Annotated in this window: 19 protein-coding genes; 11 read left to right on the top strand and 8 right to left on the bottom strand. The window is 46.3% G+C overall.

Annotated features, from left to right (window positions below; genetic code table 11):
- Positions 1-6 precede the first annotated feature (6 nt).
- Together AABA75_RS15530 and thiI are read left to right on the top strand one after the other, a co-directional pair.
- Complete coding sequence (locus AABA75_RS15530) at positions 7-948, top strand: flagellar motor protein MotB (protein ID WP_338293573.1); 942 nt, start codon at positions 7-9, stop codon at positions 946-948.
- Positions 949-1027: 79 nt separating this feature from the next.
- Complete coding sequence (thiI, locus tag AABA75_RS15525) at positions 1028-2482, top strand: tRNA uracil 4-sulfurtransferase ThiI (RefSeq protein ID WP_338293572.1); 1455 nt, start codon at positions 1028-1030, stop codon at positions 2480-2482.
- Here the strand turns inward: thiI and AABA75_RS15520 are convergent.
- The 3 genes from AABA75_RS15520 to AABA75_RS15510 are packed head-to-tail and all read right to left on the bottom strand — an operon-like array spanning position 2479 to position 4709.
- A complete protein-coding gene (locus AABA75_RS15520) occupies positions 2479-3396 on the bottom strand; it encodes a ketopantoate reductase family protein (RefSeq protein ID WP_338293571.1) in 918 nt (305 codons plus the stop codon). The two genes, thiI and AABA75_RS15520, sit on opposite strands and share 4 nt — an antisense overlap.
- Positions 3393-4100 carry a TIGR01621 family pseudouridine synthase gene (locus AABA75_RS15515; RefSeq protein ID WP_338293570.1) on the bottom strand — a complete coding sequence of 236 codons (708 nt, stop codon included), beginning with the start codon at positions 4098-4100 and terminating at the stop codon, positions 3393-3395. The genes AABA75_RS15520 and AABA75_RS15515 overlap by 4 nt, the downstream gene beginning before the upstream one ends.
- Before the next feature lie 27 nt (positions 4101-4127).
- A complete protein-coding gene (locus tag AABA75_RS15510; protein WP_338293569.1) occupies positions 4128-4709 on the bottom strand; it encodes an Hpt domain-containing protein in 582 nt (193 codons plus the stop codon).
- A gap of 223 nt (positions 4710-4932) precedes the next feature.
- Between AABA75_RS15510 and AABA75_RS15505 the strand changes: the two genes are divergently transcribed.
- The 4 genes from AABA75_RS15505 (at position 4933) to AABA75_RS15490 (ending at position 11868) form a co-directional block, all read left to right on the top strand.
- Positions 4933-7806 carry a M16 family metallopeptidase gene (locus AABA75_RS15505; protein ID WP_338293567.1) on the top strand — a complete coding sequence of 958 codons (2874 nt, stop codon included), beginning with the start codon at positions 4933-4935 and terminating at the stop codon, positions 7804-7806.
- A gap of 138 nt (positions 7807-7944) precedes the next feature.
- Positions 7945-9525: a glutamate--cysteine ligase gene (gene gshA / locus AABA75_RS15500; RefSeq protein ID WP_338293566.1), complete on the top strand. Its 1581-nt coding sequence runs from the start codon at positions 7945-7947 to the stop codon at positions 9523-9525.
- Positions 9526-9683: 158 nt separating this feature from the next.
- A complete protein-coding gene (locus AABA75_RS15495) occupies positions 9684-10274 on the top strand; it encodes a hypothetical protein (RefSeq protein ID WP_425325605.1) in 591 nt (196 codons plus the stop codon).
- Positions 10275-10395: 121 nt separating this feature from the next.
- A complete protein-coding gene (locus tag AABA75_RS15490; protein ID WP_338293565.1) occupies positions 10396-11868 on the top strand; it encodes a sensor histidine kinase in 1473 nt (490 codons plus the stop codon).
- 13 nt (positions 11869-11881) lie between these two features.
- On the opposite strand, the gene smrB is transcribed toward AABA75_RS15490, so the two are convergent.
- Entirely contained in the window at positions 11882-12466 is a 585-nt protein-coding gene (gene smrB, locus AABA75_RS15485) for an endonuclease SmrB (RefSeq protein WP_338293564.1), read from the bottom strand.
- Positions 12467-12605: 139 nt separating this feature from the next.
- Between smrB and prmB the strand changes: the two genes are divergently transcribed.
- Genes prmB through AABA75_RS15470 form a run of 3 tightly spaced genes read left to right on the top strand, consistent with a single transcriptional unit; the run spans position 12606 to position 15857 of the window.
- Positions 12606-13550: a 50S ribosomal protein L3 N(5)-glutamine methyltransferase gene (gene prmB / locus AABA75_RS15480; RefSeq protein WP_338293563.1), complete on the top strand. Its 945-nt coding sequence runs from the start codon at positions 12606-12608 to the stop codon at positions 13548-13550.
- Positions 13550-14668: a chorismate synthase gene (gene aroC, locus AABA75_RS15475; RefSeq protein ID WP_338293561.1), complete on the top strand. Its 1119-nt coding sequence runs from the start codon at positions 13550-13552 to the stop codon at positions 14666-14668. The genes prmB and aroC overlap by 1 nt, the downstream gene beginning before the upstream one ends.
- Positions 14649-15857 (top strand): MFS transporter, encoded by a 1209-nt coding sequence (locus AABA75_RS15470; RefSeq protein ID WP_338294867.1) that lies wholly within the window; start codon positions 14649-14651, stop codon positions 15855-15857. Before aroC ends, AABA75_RS15470 begins: the two co-directional genes overlap by 20 nt.
- Here AABA75_RS15470 and AABA75_RS15465 read toward each other — a convergent pair.
- On the bottom strand, positions 15854-17023 hold the full coding sequence (locus AABA75_RS15465) for a retropepsin-like aspartic protease family protein (RefSeq protein WP_338293560.1): 1170 nt from the start codon (positions 17021-17023) through the stop codon (positions 15854-15856). The two genes, AABA75_RS15470 and AABA75_RS15465, sit on opposite strands and share 4 nt — an antisense overlap.
- A gap of 173 nt (positions 17024-17196) precedes the next feature.
- Between AABA75_RS15465 and AABA75_RS15460 the strand changes: the two genes are divergently transcribed.
- On the top strand, positions 17197-17442 hold the full coding sequence (locus tag AABA75_RS15460; RefSeq protein WP_338293559.1) for a Rho-binding antiterminator: 246 nt from the start codon (positions 17197-17199) through the stop codon (positions 17440-17442).
- A 176-nt stretch (positions 17443-17618) separates the two neighbouring features.
- Here the strand turns inward: AABA75_RS15460 and AABA75_RS15455 are convergent, their stop codons facing one another.
- The gene (locus AABA75_RS15455) at positions 17619-17810 is read right to left on the bottom strand and encodes a DUF3185 family protein (RefSeq protein ID WP_338293557.1); all 192 of its coding nucleotides are present in this window, start codon (positions 17808-17810) and stop codon (positions 17619-17621) included.
- A gap of 113 nt (positions 17811-17923) precedes the next feature.
- The gene (locus AABA75_RS15450; protein ID WP_338293555.1) at positions 17924-18301 is read right to left on the bottom strand and encodes a hypothetical protein; all 378 of its coding nucleotides are present in this window, start codon (positions 18299-18301) and stop codon (positions 17924-17926) included.
- A 221-nt stretch (positions 18302-18522) separates the two neighbouring features.
- Between AABA75_RS15450 and AABA75_RS15445 the strand changes: the two genes are divergently transcribed.
- Positions 18523-19323: a putative porin gene (locus AABA75_RS15445; RefSeq protein WP_338293553.1), complete on the top strand. Its 801-nt coding sequence runs from the start codon at positions 18523-18525 to the stop codon at positions 19321-19323.
- Here AABA75_RS15445 and AABA75_RS15440 read toward each other — a convergent pair.
- The gene (locus AABA75_RS15440) at positions 19307-19981 is read right to left on the bottom strand and encodes a class I SAM-dependent DNA methyltransferase (protein ID WP_338293552.1); all 675 of its coding nucleotides are present in this window, start codon (positions 19979-19981) and stop codon (positions 19307-19309) included. The two genes, AABA75_RS15445 and AABA75_RS15440, sit on opposite strands and share 17 nt — an antisense overlap.
- Positions 19982-19994: the final 13 nt, after the last annotated feature.

Genomic DNA, 19994 nt, shown 5'->3' with positions numbered 1-19994 from the left:
AACGAGATGAGTGAAGAAGCCGAAGAGTGTCCCAAGTGCCCCCCCGAAGGCCTGCCTGCCTGGATGGGTACTTTTGCCGATCTCATGTCGTTATTGATGTGTTTCTTCGTTCTGTTGCTGGCCTTCTCGGAAATGGACGTACTGAAATTCAAACAAATCGCTGGCTCGATGAAGTTCGCCTTTGGTGTGCAAAATAAGATTGAAGTAAAAGATATTCCCAAAGGCACGAGTGTTATAGCGATGGAATTCAGACCTGGTCGTCCTGATCCCACCCCCATTGAAAACATTCAACAGCAAACCATTGAAATGACTCAGCAAATGCTGGAGTTTCAAGCGGGCGACGAAGACTCCGCCGGCGGTCGACAGAAGCAACGAGGACAACAGCGAGGCGGTCAGGCGCAGCAAACCGCTACGGACTCCTCATCTTCAGTGCCGACTCAACAACAAAGTCAGGAACAAGTTAACGAAAACATGAAAAAAGTGGCTGAAAAGCTACAGCGTGAAATTATTGATGGTTCCATTGAAATGGAATCACTGGGCCAACAAATTGTGATCCGTATCAAGGAAAATGGTTCATTCTCGGCGGGCTCCGCGTTCTTGCAACCACAATTTGTCCCTGTAATTCAAAAAATTGGTGGCCTGCTGGTGGATATGCCCGGCGAAATTACCATTTCCGGTCATAGTGACAGCCAGCAAATTTCCAATGAACTATATCGCTCAAACTGGGACTTATCGGCACAACGAGCCGTTGCTGTGGCTGAGGTGCTAAGGCTGGTGAATGGTTTTGATGAAGGTCGTATGGAAGTCGTGGGACGAGCCGATACCCAACCGCTGGAGATGCCTGGGCAAGACTCTGATAACGATCGCAACCGTCGAGTGGAAATTGCCATTAATCAGGGCAAACCCAAGTTTTCTGATCCTATTTCTGTCTCTGAGGATGGTGCATAACCCACAATTATTGCAATTAATTGCCTGTTCGAATTGCAATCAGGTATAATCTGCGCCCTTTTTTGAACCGGAGAGAGCAGTGAGATTCCTGGTAAAGTTACACCCCGAAATTACCATTAAAAGTAAAGATGTGCGCAAGCGCTTCATTCGTTTACTGGAATCCAACATTCGCTTGATCCTGGGACAGAATCACATTTCTGCTACAATTCAGAATCAGTGGGACAAAATCCTGGTGAACGTCAAATCCGATGACAGCGAGGTTTGTACCAAAGTAGAGTATCTGCTGGCTCGTATTCCTGGGGTGGATCAAATTCTGGTGGTGCAGGAGTCTGAGTATACTGATCTTGATGATATCTACCAGCAGGTCAAAGCGGTTTGGCACAATCAATTACAGGGTAAAACTTTTGCGGTAAGGGTGAAACGCAAAGGGAACCAGTCTTTTACCTCGACTGAAGTGGCAGCTTACGTCGGGGGCGGTTTGAATCAATTTTGCGAAACCGGTGGCGTTAAGCTTAAAAATCCGGATGTGACTATCCACCTGGAAATAGATCGCAATAAACTCATTTTGGTGGAACGCAAATTTAGAGGCTTAGGTGGCATGCCGTTGCCCAGCCAAGAAGATGTACTGTCCTTGATGTCGGGTGGTTTTGATTCCGGTGTGGCCAGCTATCAAATGATTCGCCGTGGTGCTAAAACCCATTTCTGTTTTTTCAACTTAGGTGGCAGAGAGCATGAAATTGGCGTGCGCGAAGTGAGCCACTATTTGTGGAAAAACTACAGTCCCTCCCACCGTGTCAAGTTTATCGCGGTGGATTTTGAACCTATCGTTGCCGATATCCTGGAAAACGTGGAGAGTGGTTATATGGGCGTTATCCTGAAAAGGATGATGTTGCGTGCTGCCAGTATTGTTGCTGATAACCTGCAAATCAAAGGACTCGTTACTGGCGAGTGTTTGGGGCAAGTATCCAGCCAAACGCTGAGCAATTTGCACGTGATAGATCAGGTGACAGATAAGTTAGTGGTGCGTCCACTCATCTGTTCTGATAAAGCCGATATTATTGATGTTGCCAGACAGATAGGTACTGAGGATTTTGCTAAATCCATGCCGGAATATTGTGGCGTTATTTCCATCAAGCCCAATGTCAAAGCACCACTGGATAAAGTATTAGAGCAGGAAACCAAATGTAATCTGGCGCTCATTGAGCAAGTGGTGTCGGCGACAAATGTAGAAGATATCAAAACCCTCGGAGAAAAGACCGAGCGTGAAATCATCGCCGTTGAATCCAGTAATGAACTGCAACCCGGCGAAGTACTTCTAGACATTCGCGCTCCGGCAGAGCGCGACCACAATCCGTTGCAAATAAGTCACTGCACTATAGAGGCTATGCCATTTTATAAGCTGGCTGCAGACTTCGGCGACCTGGATCAAAATCGCGCTTATTATCTTTATTGTGATCGCGGAGTGATGAGCAAAATGCAAGCGCTGGTTTTAAAAGAACGCGGTTTTAAAAATGTAAAGGTTTATCGCCCTTAGTTTTTTCGGGCACTGTTTTGTGGTGATTTTGAGCTGCTAAGGTAATTGCTTTCTAACTGCTTTATTTGACTATACAGAGATTGATTCAGGGGTAGGGTGATGCCATGAAGCTTTGCCCGATTAAGTAAATAGCCATTAATGTAGTCAATTTCTGTGGGCCGATGATGATAAATATCTTGGTGCATGGAAGAAAAATTTTCTGCAGTTAGTGCTATCACTTTGGCTACGGTTGCCTGCAAATCCTCAAAATCAAAGTGTCTGTTTTCCAGCGCACTGATGCGGCAAAACTCTCTGAGCAGCTCATCAATATGTGTTCTAAAGCTTTTATCTGCAAGCTGCCCGTTGTTCACTTGATGTATGGCAGTAAGCGGATTAATCACACTATTGACGGCCAGCTTCTGCCAAAGAGGTTGGCTAATATCTCTATGCCAATCACAGGGCGCGAGTACCTGCGCTATCAAACGCTCAACGGCTATCCGTTGTGCAGTTGGTGGCTCGCGCAACCAACCGGCATGGCTTTGACCATAGCCAGTCTCATACACATCATCGCCGTTTTTACGGGCCGCTTTACTGGTGGTTAGACGCAAAATCGAATTCTCTGGAAAAGCCTCAAGCGTATTTTCTTCGGTTCCTAAACCATTGTGTAATAACGCAATACAGGTTTGGGGGCTGAGGTAGGGCTTAATATCATTCAATGCCTTGCTTATCTGCCAGGCTTTAAGCGGTAAAATAAGCAAATCGGGCGATACTTTCTCAGAGTGTTTCAGAGATACTGTGTCGCCATTTTGCAGCCATACGCGAATATCCTCTGGTTCAGGCGTTCGCCACCACATATCAAATGGTGTCTGGTTAAGCTGGCTTTGCGCAACCAACAGAGAGCCAATGGCACCTCTACCTAAAACGGCAACGTTCACGGCGCTTTCTCCGGGTCATTGAAGGTAATCTCTGGCCAGCGGAATTCTGTCATTACCGGCTGGATTTCTTCAGTTTTATTGATGAATTCAGGTGCGAGAAAGTGTTCTCCGCTTTGTGGCAGGCAGGAAAACTGATGCCTTTCACCGTTCAGTTCAAAGGCGATTTGCCATGCGTGTAAATAGGTTCTGTCTGCTGAAGTTCCACCGTAAAAGTCGTCTCCTAAGATGGTACTTCCCAAGCTGTTGAGTGCTACCCTGAGCTGATGGGTTTGTCCGGTATAGGGCTTTAATAGTTGCAACCTCAGACCATTACCCAGGCCCATATCGTAAAACTGCGTTATTGCCGGATTTTCAAATGAGCGGGACAGTGCCCACTTGCCCGAGCGAATTTTTTTCATATCGCCTTTGATGAGGCCTTGTCTTTTTTTGGGACGTTTGTCACACAGTGCTAGATAGAACTTAGTCACTTTTCGTTGCTGAAACTGCCGGCCTAGCTGGCTGGTAGTCTCCTTGTTGCGCGCAATAACCAGACAACCAGAGGTGATTTGATCCAGTCGATGAACCAGCCATAACTCGTTGCTTTGCAATTGCTGTTTGAGGCGAGTGATTAATCCATCGCTGAGTTCCTGTTGATGAACATTGATATCAGCGGGTTTATTCACAATAAAAAAATCCCGGTGTTCTGCGATTACCGGGATTGTCATTGAATCGTTTGTTTGCACGAGAACCTGTTAGCTATTTAATAACTCGATGGCGCTTGGGTAGTCCAGGTCGCTTATGGCTTGCGTGATTTCGTCGCGCTTATCTTCTGTGATAGCAGCATCCTTGAGGAGTTGTTGCAGATTATCGGCATCAATAAATTCAAAGCCTTCCAGCAGGGTGGTGAGTTCGGCTTTGGCATCTACGGGTGAGCCACCGGGCGGCGTTTCTTCAACTGGAGTGCCTGTATCGTTGGGCGCGCTGTCTCCTGATTTAAACTGTTCCAGCGCAGCGAATGTATCGCTCATCACCTGATTAAAACTCGCCAGGCAGGCTGTAAAGTCACTGTCAGGTGCTTTAAATAATTCCTCAAGCTCTTTACTGCTATGATGCAGCTTCCAAAGCCCCAAGTTTCCTGCAACACCTTTGATGGTGTGAGCTTTGGCTTTTCCGATGGCAACATCTTGCTGTGCAACAGCGTCTTGCAGCTCTTGACCTACTGATGCGTAATCGGCGGCGAACCGGTCTAACATTTTGATCAGTAAATCTCTATTACCACTGAGCTGGTTCAGCCCAAACTCAGTGTCAAATAACGTTTCTTTGTCCTGTTGCATACGATGCCCCGAGTCCTTCAACTGCTTTTTCCTTATTTTTCAGTTTCCCGGCAGAGAATGCAACTGCTTTAGGTGCAAAGCTAAAAATGAATTATTTCTATTTGTTGTCCGACAGCATATTCTTCGCCCGCCAATGATTGTTACACAATGCGGGTTCTCATTCTCAAGCTGAGATGCCATTATTAGCGATTTGCAATGTCCGCTATGATTCAGGGAATATCTTATGGTCGTAAAATTTCGTCTATTTTGGGCGCTCTCTCTTTTATCTCTTGCTGCTTGCCAATACTCTGGCTCGGTCAATACACCAGCTTCGGAGCAAACGTCTCTGCCATCGGGCATCGTATTACTGGAAGACAAAAGTGATGCGCAGGGTGACTACCAAATTCCCTATAAAAAATATCAACTGGATAACGGACTGACGTTTATTCTGCATCAGGACGATTCAGATCCTCTGGTACACGTGGATGTGACTTATCATGTAGGTTCTAGCAGAGAAGAGCCGGGTAAATCAGGATTTGCTCACTTTTTTGAACATATGATGTTCCAGGGTTCCGAAAATGTTGCCGACGAACAACACTTTGAGCTGATAACTGAAGCGGGCGGCAATATGAACGGCACCACTAATTCCGACCGCACTAACTACTATCAAACAGTACCCGCCAACCAATTGGAAAAGGTGTTGTGGCTGGAAGCGGATCGCATGGGGTTTTTGCTGGATGCCGTGACCCAGGAAAAGTTTGAAGTACAGCGGGAAACCGTTAAAAACGAACGGGCACAGCGTGTGGATAATCAGCCTTATGGCTTGCGATCCGAAAAAATTGCAGAAGCCCTGTACCCCAAAGATCACCCGTATAGCTGGCCTGTTATTGGCTACATCGAAGATTTAAACCGAGTTGATGTTAATGATTTAAAAGCCTTCTTTGTTCGCTGGTATGGTCCAAACAGCGCCGTTCTTAGCATCGGTGGAGCCATTAATGAAGCGCAAACACTGAAATGGGTAAACAAATACTTTGGCGGTATTCCCAGAGGACAAAAGGTGGAAAAACTGGCAAAGATGCCAGTTAAATTGGCTGAGGACCGCTATCTGACAATTGAAGATGATGTGCATTTGCCACTGCTGCAAATGACCTTTCCAACAGTGTACGTGCGTCATGAAGATGAAGCGCCACTGGATGTTTTATCCGATATTTTGGGGGGCGGAAAAACCTCACTATTTTATAAAAACCTGGTGAAAGAAGGTTGGGCGGTACACGCCGGAGTTGGGCATCCTTGCCGCGAACTGGCTTGTCAGTTTGAATTAATTGCGTTGCCCAATCCGCAGCGAGTGCCGTCATTGGCACAATTGCAGACGATCATGCGCAAAACCCTGGAAGAATTTGAACAGCGTGGCGTCAGTGATGATGATCTGCAGCGCACTAAAGCCAACATTAAATCCGGGACGGTATTTGGTTTGCAAAGTGTCGCTGGCAAAGTCAGCACCCTGGCCTCAAATCAGATTTTTTCCGGTGACCCAGATAAAGTGCAGTACGATATTGAGCGTTACAGCTCGGTCACAAAAGCCGATGTAATGCGGGTTTTCAATGCCTATATTAAGGACAAAGCCAGTGTTGTTTTAAGTATTGTGCCCACGGGGCAACAGGCGATGCAGGCCAAAGCGCCAGATTTTGTTAAACCAGAGCGCACCATCAGCGCCAAGGTAACCGAGGAACCTGTGGCTCCCGCGCCAGCTGAAGATGACTTTGATCGTTCAGTTGTGCCCAAAGCAGGGCCTAATCCGGTAGTTAATGTTCCCGATTTCTGGCAAACCGAACTTAACAATGGCATATCCTTGATGGCTCATGAAACCAAAGAAACGCCTACCGTTACTCTGGTTATCAATTTAGAAGGTGGGCCTTTGTTAGACCCCATTGATAAAGCTGGTCTGGCAAGCATGACGGCCATGATGATGTCCGAGGCCACCCAAAACTACAGCAATGAAGCCATGGCCAACGAACTGGCAAAATTGGGTAGCAGCATTAGCTTTTCCGCCGGCGGACGTTTTACTTCGGTTTACGTCAACAGTCTTGAAGAGAATATCGATGCCACGCTGGCCTTGTTGCAAGAAAAACTATTTCGACCGGCCTTTCACGAGGCTGATTTTGTCAGACTAAAAACTCGCCTTATGCAGTCTTTACAGCAGGCTGACAAGAATCCGCAAACCTTGTCTTCAAAAGCGGTAATTCGAGTGCTGTACGGTGAACAGAATCGCATCGCTATCCCTGACTCAGGCACAGTACAGACGCTTAACAATATTACTCTTGAAGATGTTAAGCAGTTTTACAACGATTACTACAACGCGCATATGGCCAGTGTGATATCGGTAGGCAGCCTGGCTAAGCCAGAATTGCTCAAGGCATTGGATTTCATCAATACATGGCCGGCTAAAGCTTACGAAATACCCGAATACAAACCGTTTCCTGAGTTTGAGGAAAAAGCCATTTATCTGGTTAACGATGCTGATGCGGCGCAGTCTATCGTTGCCATCATTAAGCCGTTTTTAGCTTATGACGCCACTGGTGAGCACTTCAAAACCAATTTAATGAACTTCCCGTTAGGCGGCATGTTTAACAGTCGTATCAATCTCAATCTGAGAGAAGACAAAGGTTATACCTATGGTGCTCGCAGCAGTTTTGTGGGTGGGAAAACGCTGGGGCGTTTTCAGGCCGGTGGTGCTATCAATAAAGAGCATACGGTGGCGGCACTCAAAGAACTGTTTGCTGAAATTGAAACCTACCAGAAACAGGGTATGACCCAACAAGAGTTGGAGTTTATGCGTCGCGCCTATACCCAAGGAGATGCACTTAAATACGAAACCCCGGGCAGTAAGGCGCGGTTTTTACGCCAAATGACGGTATATGGTCTGGATAAAAGCTACCCTGCACAACAGAATAACATTATTGCTAACGTGACGTTAGATACCCTGAATCAACTTGCGGCAAAGCATTTACAGACCGATTCCATGCAAGTGGTGTTGGTAGCGGATACAGAGTCCTTAGCCGAGGAAATAAAGCAATGGGCTGAATCACAAGGCAGAAAAGTGATCCCACTGGAAATTTAATCCAGCTCAGACGGCTCTTATGGATAAGGCCTACTGGTATCTACTGGTAAGCCCTTGAAATAACCGATATGCTCCGCATATCAGGCTTGCCTTATGGTAAAACCGCAGAATACTGCGGTGTAAAGATAGGAATGGGTTTTGCAAAATACAGACAAAGCATTTTACAAAAGGTTGACGGTACTACAGCAACCTCATGTAGCCTCGACATTGCGTGACATTCAGCACGGTATTGAGCGAGAGAGTTTGAGAATTAATCCCAATGGAACACTGGCCAGTACCGATCATCCTGCAAAATTAGGTTCTGCTTTAACTCATCATTTTATCACCACTGATTTCTCTGAATCTCTGATGGAATTTATTACTCCGCCGGAGAGTTGCACGCAAAAAACTTTGCAGCAATTACAGGACATCCACAAGTTTGTAGTGCACAACATCGACGAGGAGATGTTGTGGCCCATGAGTATGCCGTGCTTTATTAAAAACCAAGACGAAATTCGATTAGCTTATTATGGCGAGTCCAATGTCGGCCGTATGAAAACCTTGTATCGACAGGGCTTGAAAAACCGTTACGGCAGTATGATGCAAGCTATCGCGGGAGTGCATTTTAACTTTTCCTTGCCGGGCCATTTCTGGACACCTTATTTGTCTGAAGCGCTGGGGCAATCAGGTTCGCAGCAAGATATCTCGGCGGCGTATATGGGGTTGGTGCGTAACTATCGCCGAATTTGTTGGTTGATCCCTTATCTTTATGGCTCTTCCCCGGCTTTGTGCAGTTCATTTTTACAAGGTAAAAGCTCAAATCTACCGTTTGAAGAAATTGGCAAAGGTTCGATTTACCTCAAAGGAGCGACTTCCCTGCGTATGAGTGATTTGGGCTATACCAATAACGCGCAATCCAGTTTGCAGATTTGTTATAACGAGCTGGACGCCTATGTAGTCTCACTGCGTCAGGCTATTCAGACGCCATCACCGCGTTTCGAAAGGTTCAATGGAAAGCACAATGGCTTGTTCCAGCAGTTGAATGGTAATCTACTGCAAATAGAAAACGAGCTTTATTCTCCCATCAGACCAAAACAGCCGACCCGCAGTCTGGAAAAACCTACGGATGCATTGGATGACAGAGGCGTAAGCTATATCGAAGTGCGCGCATTAGACGTTAACCCGTTTTCTCCGGTTGGCGTTGAAGCGCAGCAAATCCACTTTTTGGATGTGTTTTTATTACACTGTTTACTTCGTCCAAGTGCGCCGTTTGCAACGGGGGATTTTGAGGAAACTGAGCACAATATTAAAGTGGCGGTGGAAACCGGTCGTTGTCCTGAGGCGACACTCAGTCGGGCCGGGCAACCGGTGTTATTGCGGGATTGGGCAAAACAACTGGTAGCCGAAATGCAACCTCTCGCAGAGTTGTTGGACAACGTTAATCGCTGTAAAGATTATACCCAAGCACTGGCGGGTGAGATGGAGAAAATCCTTGAGCCAGAATTAACCTTCTCTGGCCGCATACTCAATATGCTGCAGGAGCAGAAACTGGATAATGGTGAGTTGGCTATCAGTCTGGCGGAGCAACATAAGCGCACATTAATGGACGCCGCTTATACGGTGCACAGTGAGGAATTCTTTGTGCAGCAGGCTGAATTGTCGCAACAGGCCCGAACCAAGATCGAAGCGAATGACAAGATCGACTTTGATACCTTTATGCGGCAACAATTTGGTGTTTAATGTGTTTTTTGGCGGTGCAAAAAAAAACGCCTGACAACAAGGTCAGGCGTAAGTTACTTCCAGGGAAAACACAATAACTAGAACACACATGAATTAGGACGTCATCAGTGCGCAAAAAGTTCCGGAATCATACAAAAAAAATTAAAATTATTTTTATTGTGGCTTTTATTTCACTGTTTTCAGCCTCCTGCAGTACCACTCCACCAAAAAATAAACACAATCTGTGTGAGATTTTTGAAGAGAAAGATGATTGGTATGATGCCGCTGCAGATATGCGCGACAAATGGGGCGTACCCATTCATGTGCCCATGGCGATGATGTATCAGGAAAGTTCCTTTCGAGACGATGCCCGGCCCCCCAGAGACTATATTTTCTTTGGCTTGATACCTTGGGGACGAGTCAGTTCGGCTTATGGTTACTCTCAGGCCAAAACCCCAACATGGGCTGATTATGTCCGCGAAACCGGGAACTCAGGTGCCGACCGAGATGATTTTGAAGATGCCATCGATTTTATGGGATGGTTTATTAGCAAGACGTATAAAATTAACGGTATTTCCAAGTGGGATGCATATGCTCAATACCTCAATTATCACGAAGGTTGGGGTGGTTATAAACGCAAAACTTACCTCAAGAAGCAATGGTTAATCGCGGTATCTAAAAAAGTGAAGGCTCGCTCATTAACCTATGCAAAACAGCTCAAAACTTGCGAAGAGGATCTGAAGAGCGGGTGGTTTTTTGGGATTTTTTAATGCCGTATAGCTATTTCGACTAATGTCCAGGTGACTTTTCTCTTAGCTGTATTAGTATTTTATTAACCTATCTTATTAAGTGGCGTTTGCTTTGAGTCAGGAACTGGAAAAAAGAATCGCTGTGTTACAACGCAAAGTTGAACGCGAGCGCAACGCCCGCAAAACGGCGGAAAAACAACTGGAGGACTACTCCAGGCAAATCTATTATTCCAATCAAGCTCTGCAACGCTCCTTAAACAACAGTCATAAACGTCAGCGAGAGCTGGAATACCTGGCTAAAGCCTCTGCCAGCGTGGCATCAGATCAGGATCTCACTGAGCTTCTGCACAGCACTGCCGATTTAACCGCGAAATTTGCCAATGCTGTGTGTGCTACCTATTTTGTTTCTGACAGAGGGGAAGTGCGCACCAGCAAAAATGCGGTCGTGTGGTACGGTGAAAACGACTGGCGCGAAGTACCTGAGCTGTATTCAGTTATCCTCAAGGCATTGCCTGAGTCGGATGAGATTCTGGATAACTGGTATATGCGCGATGCACCTGTTGGACTGGCGAAATTCGACATTGATGGACAATGGCTGGTGGCACTGAATTTTGAACTGATTCAGGACAAAGTGGGCTGGCTGGTGTTTGTGCTCGACCAGGAAATGTTAGACGAAGAAACTCTGTACGTGCTTGATACGGCCAAAAGCCATATTCGAGCTGGGATTTTACGTCGCGTGGATGAACGCAAACTGGAGCAAAAAAACCGCCAGTTGAGCAAAGCGATTACCCGTCTTGAAACCGCCCAAACCCAACTGGTGCATTCAGAAAAAATGGCCTCACTCGGACAGCTATCAGCAGGCGTTGCTCACGAGATAAATAATCCTATCGGCTTTATATTGTCCAATCATCGCGTGATGCAGGATTACATCAACGATCTAAAAAGCTTCCTTACTGATCTTAAGCAACAAGCATCTGAAAACCAACAACTGGACAGCGCCGTCCTCAGCAAACTATGTGATGAGCATGACATCGAGTTTTTGATGGAAGATATTGAGTCGCTGGTAAAAGACAACGAAGATGGTGCCGAGAAGGTAGCCGATATTGTTAACAGCCTGAAGAACTTTTCCCACAGTGGTGATGCAGAACATCAAAATGTCGATATTGCCGACTGTATCTCTAAAGCGAGAAAAGTGGCTGGCAATGTACTAAAAAATGATCGGCAATTACTGTTACAACTGCCGGAACAAATACCGCCGGTGAACGGCAATGCCAGCCAGCTGCAGCAGGTGTTGATCAATTTGTTGGTTAATGCCGCCCATGCCACAGAAGAAAACGGCAAGATCACGGTGTCGGTACGAGAAAGTGATAACCATTTAAATGTCGCGGTTGCTGACAACGGTTGTGGCATGGACGAAACCACCCTGAATCGCCTGTTCACCCCGTTTTTTACCACTAAAGACATCGGTGTGGGCACTGGTTTGGGATTAAGTGTGTCCCACGGGATTATCGAGGCCCACGGTGGCGACATTCTGGTGGAGTCTGAGCCGGGTAAAGGGTCGGTGTTTACCTTGGTATTACCGCTTGCCGACGTGAGTGAGGAAGCTTCAGACTAGTGGTTTGGCAGGCTTAGCGATGCCGCCATTCGCCCGATTCCTGGTCTTGCACATCCAATAAGATCAGTAGCGCACCTTTGCCACCCCATTCCAGTGGCGCTTCGTGAAAGCCCAAAACATCCGGATGTTGCACCAGCCAGTTGGGTATTTGCTGTTTCAGGATCCGACTACCAATGCCATGCACAATACACACACAGTAGTGATGATATTTTTTAGCGGTATGAATAAATTCCGCAATATCCCATTTGGCATCCTCGCGATTGTAACCATGCAGATCCAGGGTCAAATCGGGGGGATACTCGCCACGGCGCAGCCGCTTTACTTCCCCTGACAGGGTTTTAGAACGAGAAAATTTCACTGGCTGATTGGGATCGAACCAGGCCTCATAACCATCAGAAAACTGAAAACTGGCTCGCATTCTTCGCTGCTCTTGAGCGCTGCGACGATTTTTTTCACTGTGACTTCGGGCTTGTTTCACGGGCCTTGTTGGGTGGACAACCTTGTCTTGAGACAAAGGTTTAACACCACGCACGGCTTGTTGAAATAGCTGCAGGTCGTCGTCTTCTGAGAATTCCTGCCCGGGGGCTTTTCTGTGCATGGTATCGGCTGTTAGTTCATCAATCGAAGCAGTTTAGCAAAACGGTGGGGTTTAATCTTGTTTTTACCCACAAGCGCATTCCAGTTATTACTCAAAATAAGGTAAACTGCGGCTTTTACAATGCCAATGGAGAGCAAACGTGTCCGGCGACTACCAACTTACCGAGCAACATAAGAATGAGGTCAAAAACGATCTGCGAAGCGTGCTGGATCTGGCCCGTTGGACCATGACGCAGTTCAATCTGGCAAATTTATACTTTGGCCATGGTACCGATAACGCCTGGGATGAGGCGCTGAGCCTGATCGCACAAGTACTTCAGTTACCTCAGCCGGTGCATGAAGATTTCCTCAAAGCGCGTTTAACCCAAAGTGAAAAGCAACAAGTTTTAGAGCTGGTGCAATTGCGAGTTGAGAAACGCGTTCCTTTGGCTTATCTGACTAACCAGGCCTGGTTTGCGGGATTACCTTTTTATGTGGACGAGCGTGTGCTGGTGCCACGTTCTCCTTTCGCGGAATTGCTTGCTAATGGTTTTAGCTCATGGCTGGAGGCACCACCTCAGCAAATTTTAGATATGTGTACGGGCAGTGCCTGTATTGCCATTGCTGCCGCTTATGCCTTCCCTGAGTCTAGTGTCGATGCCGTAGATATCAGTGATGATGCACTACAGGTGGCGGAGATCAATATCCAGGAACACCAACTCAGTGCAAGGGTGTTTCCCATCCAGTCGGATCTGTTCAGCAACTTGCAAGGGCAGACCTACGATTTGATCATCTGCAATCCGCCTTACGTGGATGCTGAGGATATGTCGGACTTACCCCAAGAGTTTCATCACGAGCCGGAACTGGGGCTGGCAGCGGGTAACTATGGTCTGGATTTAGTGGATAACATTCTCAAAAATGCAGCACAACACCTAAGTCATAACGGTTGGTTATTTGTCGAAGTAGGTAATTCTCTGGTACATATTCCTGCAGCTTATCCAGAATTGCCACTGCACTGGGTAAATCTGGAATTAGGCGGTGACGGCATATTTGCCATTAATAAAGCAGAATTAGTAGCCTGGAACAACGGAGAAAAGAACTCATAATGTCGGGAAATACCTTTGGAAAATTGTTTTCGGTAAGTACCTTTGGTGAGAGCCATGGTATTGCCATTGGTGGTGTTGTTGATGGTTGCCCGCCGGGGCTGGAACTGAGCGAAGCTGATTTACAGCCAGATCTAGACCGTCGTAAACCCGGTACCTCTCGCTATACCACCGCGCGTCGGGAAGAGGACGAAGTGCAGATTCTATCAGGGGTTTTCGAAGGTAAAACTACCGGAACCTCTATTGGTTTATTAATCAAAAATACCGATCAGCGCTCCAAAGATTATTCAAAAATAAAGGACATTTTTCGACCTGGTCATGCTGATTATACCTATCAGCAAAAATACGGTGCCAGAGATTATCGCGGTGGCGGTCGCTCTTCAGCAAGAGAAACTGCGGTCAGGGTGGCTGCGGGTGGTATCGCTAAGAAGTATCTTAAGCGGGTACACAATATTGAAATTTTTGGTTATCTATCGCAATTGGGACCAGTAAAAATCGAATCGGTAGACCGCACCATTATCAATGATAATCCCTTCTTTTGTCCCGATGTCAGCAAGCTAGAGGCGCTGGATAGTTATATGCGGGACCTGAAAAAAGAGGGGGATTCAATTGGTGCTAAGGTATCTGTTGTTGCCACTAATATGCCGGTTGGCTTGGGCGAGCCGGTGTTTGACCGCATCGATGCTGAAATTGCACACGCGTTGATGGGTATCAACGCGGTGAAAGGCGTAGAGATTGGTGATGGCTTTGATGTGGTTACCCAAAAAGGCAGTGAGCATCGAGACTCGTTAACGCCGAAAGGCTTTACATCTAATCGTTCTGGTGGGGTACTTGGCGGCATTACTACCGGCCAGGATATTGTGGCCCATATGGCGCTAAAACCGACATCCAGTATCAGTGTGCCAGGTGAAACCATCGATGTGCGCGGCGAATCGGCGGAGATCATTACCAAGGGGCGTCACGATCCCTGTGTTGGTATTCGTGCTGTGCCTATTGCCGAGGCCATGTTGGCCTTAGTGATCATGGACCAGCTGCTGCGTCATCGGGCGCAAAATGCTCACGTGGCCTGTGAAACTCCTGTGATACCAGGAAAAGTTTCACCTGGAAGTATCACTGAATAATTCCTCTCCTTCTTCTGAGACAGTAAAAACAGCAGGACAGAGTCTGGTCCTGCTGGCGCTCACCTATTTCTTTTATTTTGGCTATTTTGGTGTCACTGTTCCGTTTCTTGGGGTTTTCCTTGATGGTCGCGGTTTCAGTTCGCAGCAAATAGGTGAGCTCATAGCCGTGATCACCTTTGTACGCATTCTTGGCCCCAATCTGTGGGCTGTCATAGCGGACAAGTCTGGTAAAACTCTCAGGGTAATGCAGGCAGGTTGCGTGATCACCTTGTTAAGCTATTTGCTGTTGTTTGAGGTGCAAGGATTTTGGGGCATAAGCCTGGCATTTGGTCTGGTGATGATGTTTTGGACAGCCATTGCACCGCAAATGGAAACCATTACCTTAAACTCTGTTGACGGTGACGCTAAAACTTATAGCAATATTCGGCTGTGGGGTAGTGTTGGCTTTATTGTGGCCTCTATCGTGGCGGGTATCCTGGTGGATGCCCGCGGCTCCGAAAGTATCCTGTTACTCAATACCATCATTCTGTCGGGTTTACTGCTAATGAGTTTGTTGCTCAAGGATGCCAGTAAAAGCCAAGCGACGGCCCAGCAGCAGAAATCCATCTGGCAGGTGGCGACACATCCGGCCTTTGTACTGTTTATGTTAGCCTCTGTCTTGTTGCAATTGAGCTTTGCTCCATACTACGGCTTTTTCGCGCTTTATATGCGTGATATTGGCTACGATGCCCAGGAAATTGGTTGGCTGGTGTCACTCGGTGTAGCGGCAGAAGTGATCATCTTTTTACTGGCGGGTAAGATGATCAATCGCATGGGAGTTAAATACACTTTGATATTGTGTCTGGTATTGACCGCTTTGCGCTGGGCAGCATTGGCGGAATTTGCCCATCAACCGCTGATACTGTTGTTAAGTCAGTGCATCCACGCTTTCAGTTTTGGTTTAGCCCATGCGGCGGCCATGCAGTTCATCCATTTTCATTTTGGTGATAATCAAAAAAGTCGCGGCCAGGCGATTTATGTCAGTGTGTCTTTTGGCCTTGGTGGTTCACTAGGAAGCTATCTGTCAGGGCATTTATGGCAACAAGGTGAAGGCGCTCAACTTACCTTTTTAATCGCAGCAGGGGCTTCCCTTACAGGTGCCCTAATGATGGCGCTGGTCAAATCTGCCGATATGCGCAAGGCGGTTTAAGCACGAGTGAACAGGTGCAAACTGCCGCTGTCTTGGTCAATCAAAAAGCGAAATGCTCGCAAAAAATTCATGCCCAATAAGCCATCGGCTTGTAATTCATCTAAGGGTAAAACCACTATGGCGATATCATTCACTCGATAGCCTTGCACACTCAAACTTTTAAAGCGGTAAATAGGCGCGCGCACTCTGCCACTGGCGGTATTAATGCTATATCGACCCAGATATTCGGTGTCCACATTACGTCGGATAGAGCGAAACAGTTCGCTGCTGATAACCGTGGTGGAAGCGCCCGTATCGATCATCAGCAAGGCCTCAAAGCGTTCCTGGATAAGGGTGGAAACCAGAAATTGATCCCCAATTCTGTCCAGCGGAATACCACTGTCTTTAGTACTGGTGACTTCTTCTTTTGCCAATTGTTTATCTCTGAACTCTCGCAAGCGCGCGATTTCGGCATCGTTTTGCGGTAAATAGGCGATAATGCTTTCCATCAGCCCAAACTGACCTGATTGTGAATAGGCATAAGCCAGATTAACCAATAGCTCGCGATTACCTTGATCATAGGGCATTAAGGTTTCCAGCGATGTAGCCAAAACATCCCAGGCCCCTAACTGAGTTAATTGCTGCACCATAAAATCAAACTCTTGTTTGGTTTTTCGTTGCAGCAGTACTTCCAAATTTTCGCTTATCTCCGCCTGTTGAAGGTTGTACAAAGAAACTAACAATTCCAAAGGATCGTTATCACTTTGTTCGTTGAGTATCTCCAGATAAAGGAACTCACTGTCGTAAGGCCACAGCTTTAAATAGTCAGTTATAAAGCCGCCAAAGGGATGCGTAGTTTGGCTGCTTTTGGCATGATTAATGGCGGAATAGATACGCTCAAACCAGTACTTTCGGTTCTGCTCGGCTTGCTCAGGTGAGGCTTGCAGTTGTTGTTCATATAGGCTGAGTACGGTATCAAAATCGAACTCACTAAAAGCGATCTCAATAGGTGAGGGGGCATTAATGGTGGTTACCCTGGATACCGGAGAAGCGAGCCGGGATTTTTCAGTGCTCACATCTTCCTGTTCTGTGGCAAAGCCATCTATAGTTATTTGCGCGTAAAAATACACATTAAGCGCCACCGAAAGCGCCAGCAAACCACTTAACAGGATCACCACTAATCGCACAGTTTTTTACTCATTAAAACATGTTTCCCTTATGTTAGCCTGATTTATTAAACGGGAACAATCTTTGTCTGGATTAAAGAATTGGCAGGGGAAACTTTTCGTGTAGGTGCAGAAATAGATCAGGCTCAGGTCTGGTCTGGTCTGTATCCTCTGTTCATTAACCGGAGAGCATCATGCTAAGTTGTGATTTGCACGACTACCTCGAAATCATTTGTATGTTTCACTATGAGGTTTCAATCACCTTAAAAAATGATACTGATATCGATGGTAAAGCACTAGACGTCGGGTTAAATGCTGAACGCCAGGAAGTTTTAACTCTCGAATCTAAATCAGGAATCGAAGCTGTGCTGGTGGAACAAATTAAGTTAATTGAAGTGTTAACGCCTGGTGCCCGATTTAAGCAGGTGAGTTTAGTTTAGAAGGTGATAAATCGATAGAGGAGAGAATCGTTCGCGTCCATGCGATAAGCGCTCCTTCGCTTTCCTTTTTGGTAATTCCTGTTGTCTGAGACAATGTATACAGTTTATCGCAACCAGCTTTTACCGCTAGATGCGATAATGTTAGCTGCTTCACAATTTCGATATAAAATGGCTTTTTATTTGAGACGCAGTATACCCACCAGAATCAAAATGGCTCCGCCTACCATACCGACCCACGCTTCGATAGGTGTGTCACCGCTAAAGGTACGAGAAATTTGAGCACTGGCGGAATCATAGATATCGTAACCCCACACGCCCAGAGCGACTCCAATAACAATCATGGCAATTCCAATAACTTTGTTGTTCATAACTCACTCTTTTTACTAAATATTCTCTACCAGAGTGAACTGAGCTGATAAAACTGTCAATGTTAAGTGCTGTTATTGAGAAGTGTGTCGCAATGTCTTTAATCCGCAAGGGCTCATTTAATTAGCCGTTGTTTTAACACTAGGGTTGTCGCAATCAGCAATAGCACCACCGCTATCCAGTCAGCGATAACCACTTTGTTTATGGCACTATTCACAGGTGCAAAAAGCTGAGCGATGAGGATGAAGCTCAGCGTACTGATTAATCCCACTACGATGGCTAGTAACTGTAATCCCGGTTTAAAAGCACTAAAAATAAAAAAGCCGCCCAAGATCCCAAACAATACTGCCCGGTGTAGCAAGAGGATAGCCATATTGTTGTCGTTAACCGCTACACCATAGAGCCCGGCAATGCGCTCTACACCAAATAATCCTTGTAACGGTAACAGGTGAATTAACCCAACCAGCAGCAAACATACAGATACTATTTTCATTATTTCGGCTCTCACAAATTCAGAGTAATAGCTTAACCCTCAGCTGTCTCGGGGCAATTACATATGGAGTAATGATGCTCATTCAGACGGCAAACTCTTTATCCATTTCGGGCTGTTTACATTTGGCAAAACTAATTGGAAATGTTTTACAAACAGCTGAGTTAAACTCCGCGCCGAAATCCTCAAAGGGTGAGGATGATGTATTAATACGGACGATTTTAATGAAATTTAAAGTTACGATGCTATCGCTGTTACTGGCTTCAGGTGCCAGTGCACAAACCGTAAATACGGTTGTTGATGTCTATTCTAATGACAATAACGATTTTGAAGATATTGGCATCAGTGCTATCCATTATTTCCAAGGGAGACAAACCCGCGGTCCACTGGACCAATTCAGCTTAATCAATAGCAATTCGTTTATCAGCGCCGGATATGTCAAATCCAACTTTGTTAAAAACACAGCTGTAGGTGGTCAATGGCACAGCGATACTGGTGTATTTTTGGGCGCAGGGTATTCACGTTTTGATAGTCGTAGTGACTTATCAGGTGACATCGACCGCGAAATATACTCGGGCACCCTCGGATATCAAGCATCTGAAAGATGGTCTGTGTCGGCAACTGTCATGGATGCTGAAGGGGCAGATAATGTGGTTATGTTCGATGCCAACTATGAACATGATCTGGGCAACAATGATTACCTTGGTTTTAGTTACCGAACGAATGACGATACGGATTTTCATAACCTGGGTATGAGCTACTTTAGTACTCTGGAAAACGGCCAGTATTTGATACTGAATGCCAATTACAGTGACTATGACGGAGGCGAAGAGAGTTGGGATGTCGGGGCCGAATGGTACTTTAATGAGGGAACCTCAGTATTTGCCAATATCGGTGACGAGGATGCCTGGCAACTAGGTGCACAGCATTACTTTACTCAAAATTGGGCCATTGCTGCTTCAGTTAGCGACAGTGATTTAGCCCCTGATTCGACCGTTGCGCTCAATCTCAGGGCGCAGTTCTAAGCTGAGGCTCGTTTGCTATTGCGGCTATCCGCCGAGGCATTGGGCCGCAATAGTGTTTTTTCAGCAACCTATTATTATTTTTTTTAGCAACAGCCATCACTACCGGCATATCCCTCTGCGGACTGTTGAGGGAAAATGGCACGGAAATTTGAATATCCTTCAATCCGGCACTTTGCATGGCAACGTCTATTTGTTCTTCAGAAAAGCCCATGCCTTCAGCACTTTCTGCTTTTAGCCAATCCCATTGCACCAGTGTACCGTTTGCTGCGAGTTGTAAAGCCAGAAGCTTCACAGTAGCAACATAATCCGGCACGAATGCCAGGGCCGATGAAGCTACAATCAAATCAAATTTTTGCTGTAACAAAGGCTCAGTTTTAAGCGTGGTTTGAGTCAACTCTCCATGGAAAGTGGTGACGTTTTTAAGTGCTTTTTGCTTTAATACTGAAAGCATTTTGGAGGAAGTGTCCAGTGCCACAACCGAGCTTGCAACGGATGCCAGCTTTTCCGTTAATAACCCGGTACCGCAGCCGAAGTCGAGTACAGTCATTCCAGCCGGACTCATTGTTGCTAATAGAGCCTCATGCGCTTTAATGGCATAGTGAATCACCGCATCATTACTGTCCCAACCATCGGCATAATCGTCCCATGAGTCACTCATTGATAGTTCCTTA

This window comes from Planctobacterium marinum, assembly GCF_036322805.1.
Taxonomy (GTDB): Bacteria; Pseudomonadota; Gammaproteobacteria; order Enterobacterales; family Alteromonadaceae; genus Planctobacterium; species Planctobacterium marinum_A.
The sequence above is the reverse complement of the archived record's forward strand: the minus strand, read 5'-3'. Positions and strand labels throughout refer to the sequence as shown.

Bases quoted from the DNA above. Each gene is read 5' to 3' on its own strand.
- AABA75_RS15445 (WP_338293553.1), top strand. From the start codon at position 18,523: ATGAAATTTAAAGTTACGATGCTATCGCTGTTACTGGCTTCAGGTGCC.
- smrB (WP_338293564.1), bottom strand. From the start codon at position 12,466: ATGCACAGAAAAGCCCCCGGGCAGGAATTCTCAGAAGACGACGACCTG.
- AABA75_RS15510 (WP_338293569.1), bottom strand. From the start codon at position 4,709: ATGCAACAGGACAAAGAAACGTTATTTGACACTGAGTTTGGGCTGAAC.
- AABA75_RS15530 (WP_338293573.1), top strand. From the start codon at position 7: ATGAGTGAAGAAGCCGAAGAGTGTCCCAAGTGCCCCCCCGAAGGCCTG.
- AABA75_RS15450 (WP_338293555.1), bottom strand. From the start codon at position 18,301: ATGAAAATAGTATCTGTATGTTTGCTGCTGGTTGGGTTAATTCACCTG.
- AABA75_RS15515 (WP_338293570.1), bottom strand. From the start codon at position 4,100: ATGACAATCCCGGTAATCGCAGAACACCGGGATTTTTTTATTGTGAAT.
- AABA75_RS15440 (WP_338293552.1), bottom strand. From the start codon at position 19,981: ATGAGTGACTCATGGGACGATTATGCCGATGGTTGGGACAGTAATGAT.
- aroC (WP_338293561.1), top strand. From the start codon at position 13,550: ATGTCGGGAAATACCTTTGGAAAATTGTTTTCGGTAAGTACCTTTGGT.
- AABA75_RS15460 (WP_338293559.1), top strand. From the start codon at position 17,197: ATGCTAAGTTGTGATTTGCACGACTACCTCGAAATCATTTGTATGTTT.
- AABA75_RS15505 (WP_338293567.1), top strand. From the start codon at position 4,933: ATGGTCGTAAAATTTCGTCTATTTTGGGCGCTCTCTCTTTTATCTCTT.
- AABA75_RS15455 (WP_338293557.1), bottom strand. From the start codon at position 17,810: ATGAACAACAAAGTTATTGGAATTGCCATGATTGTTATTGGAGTCGCT.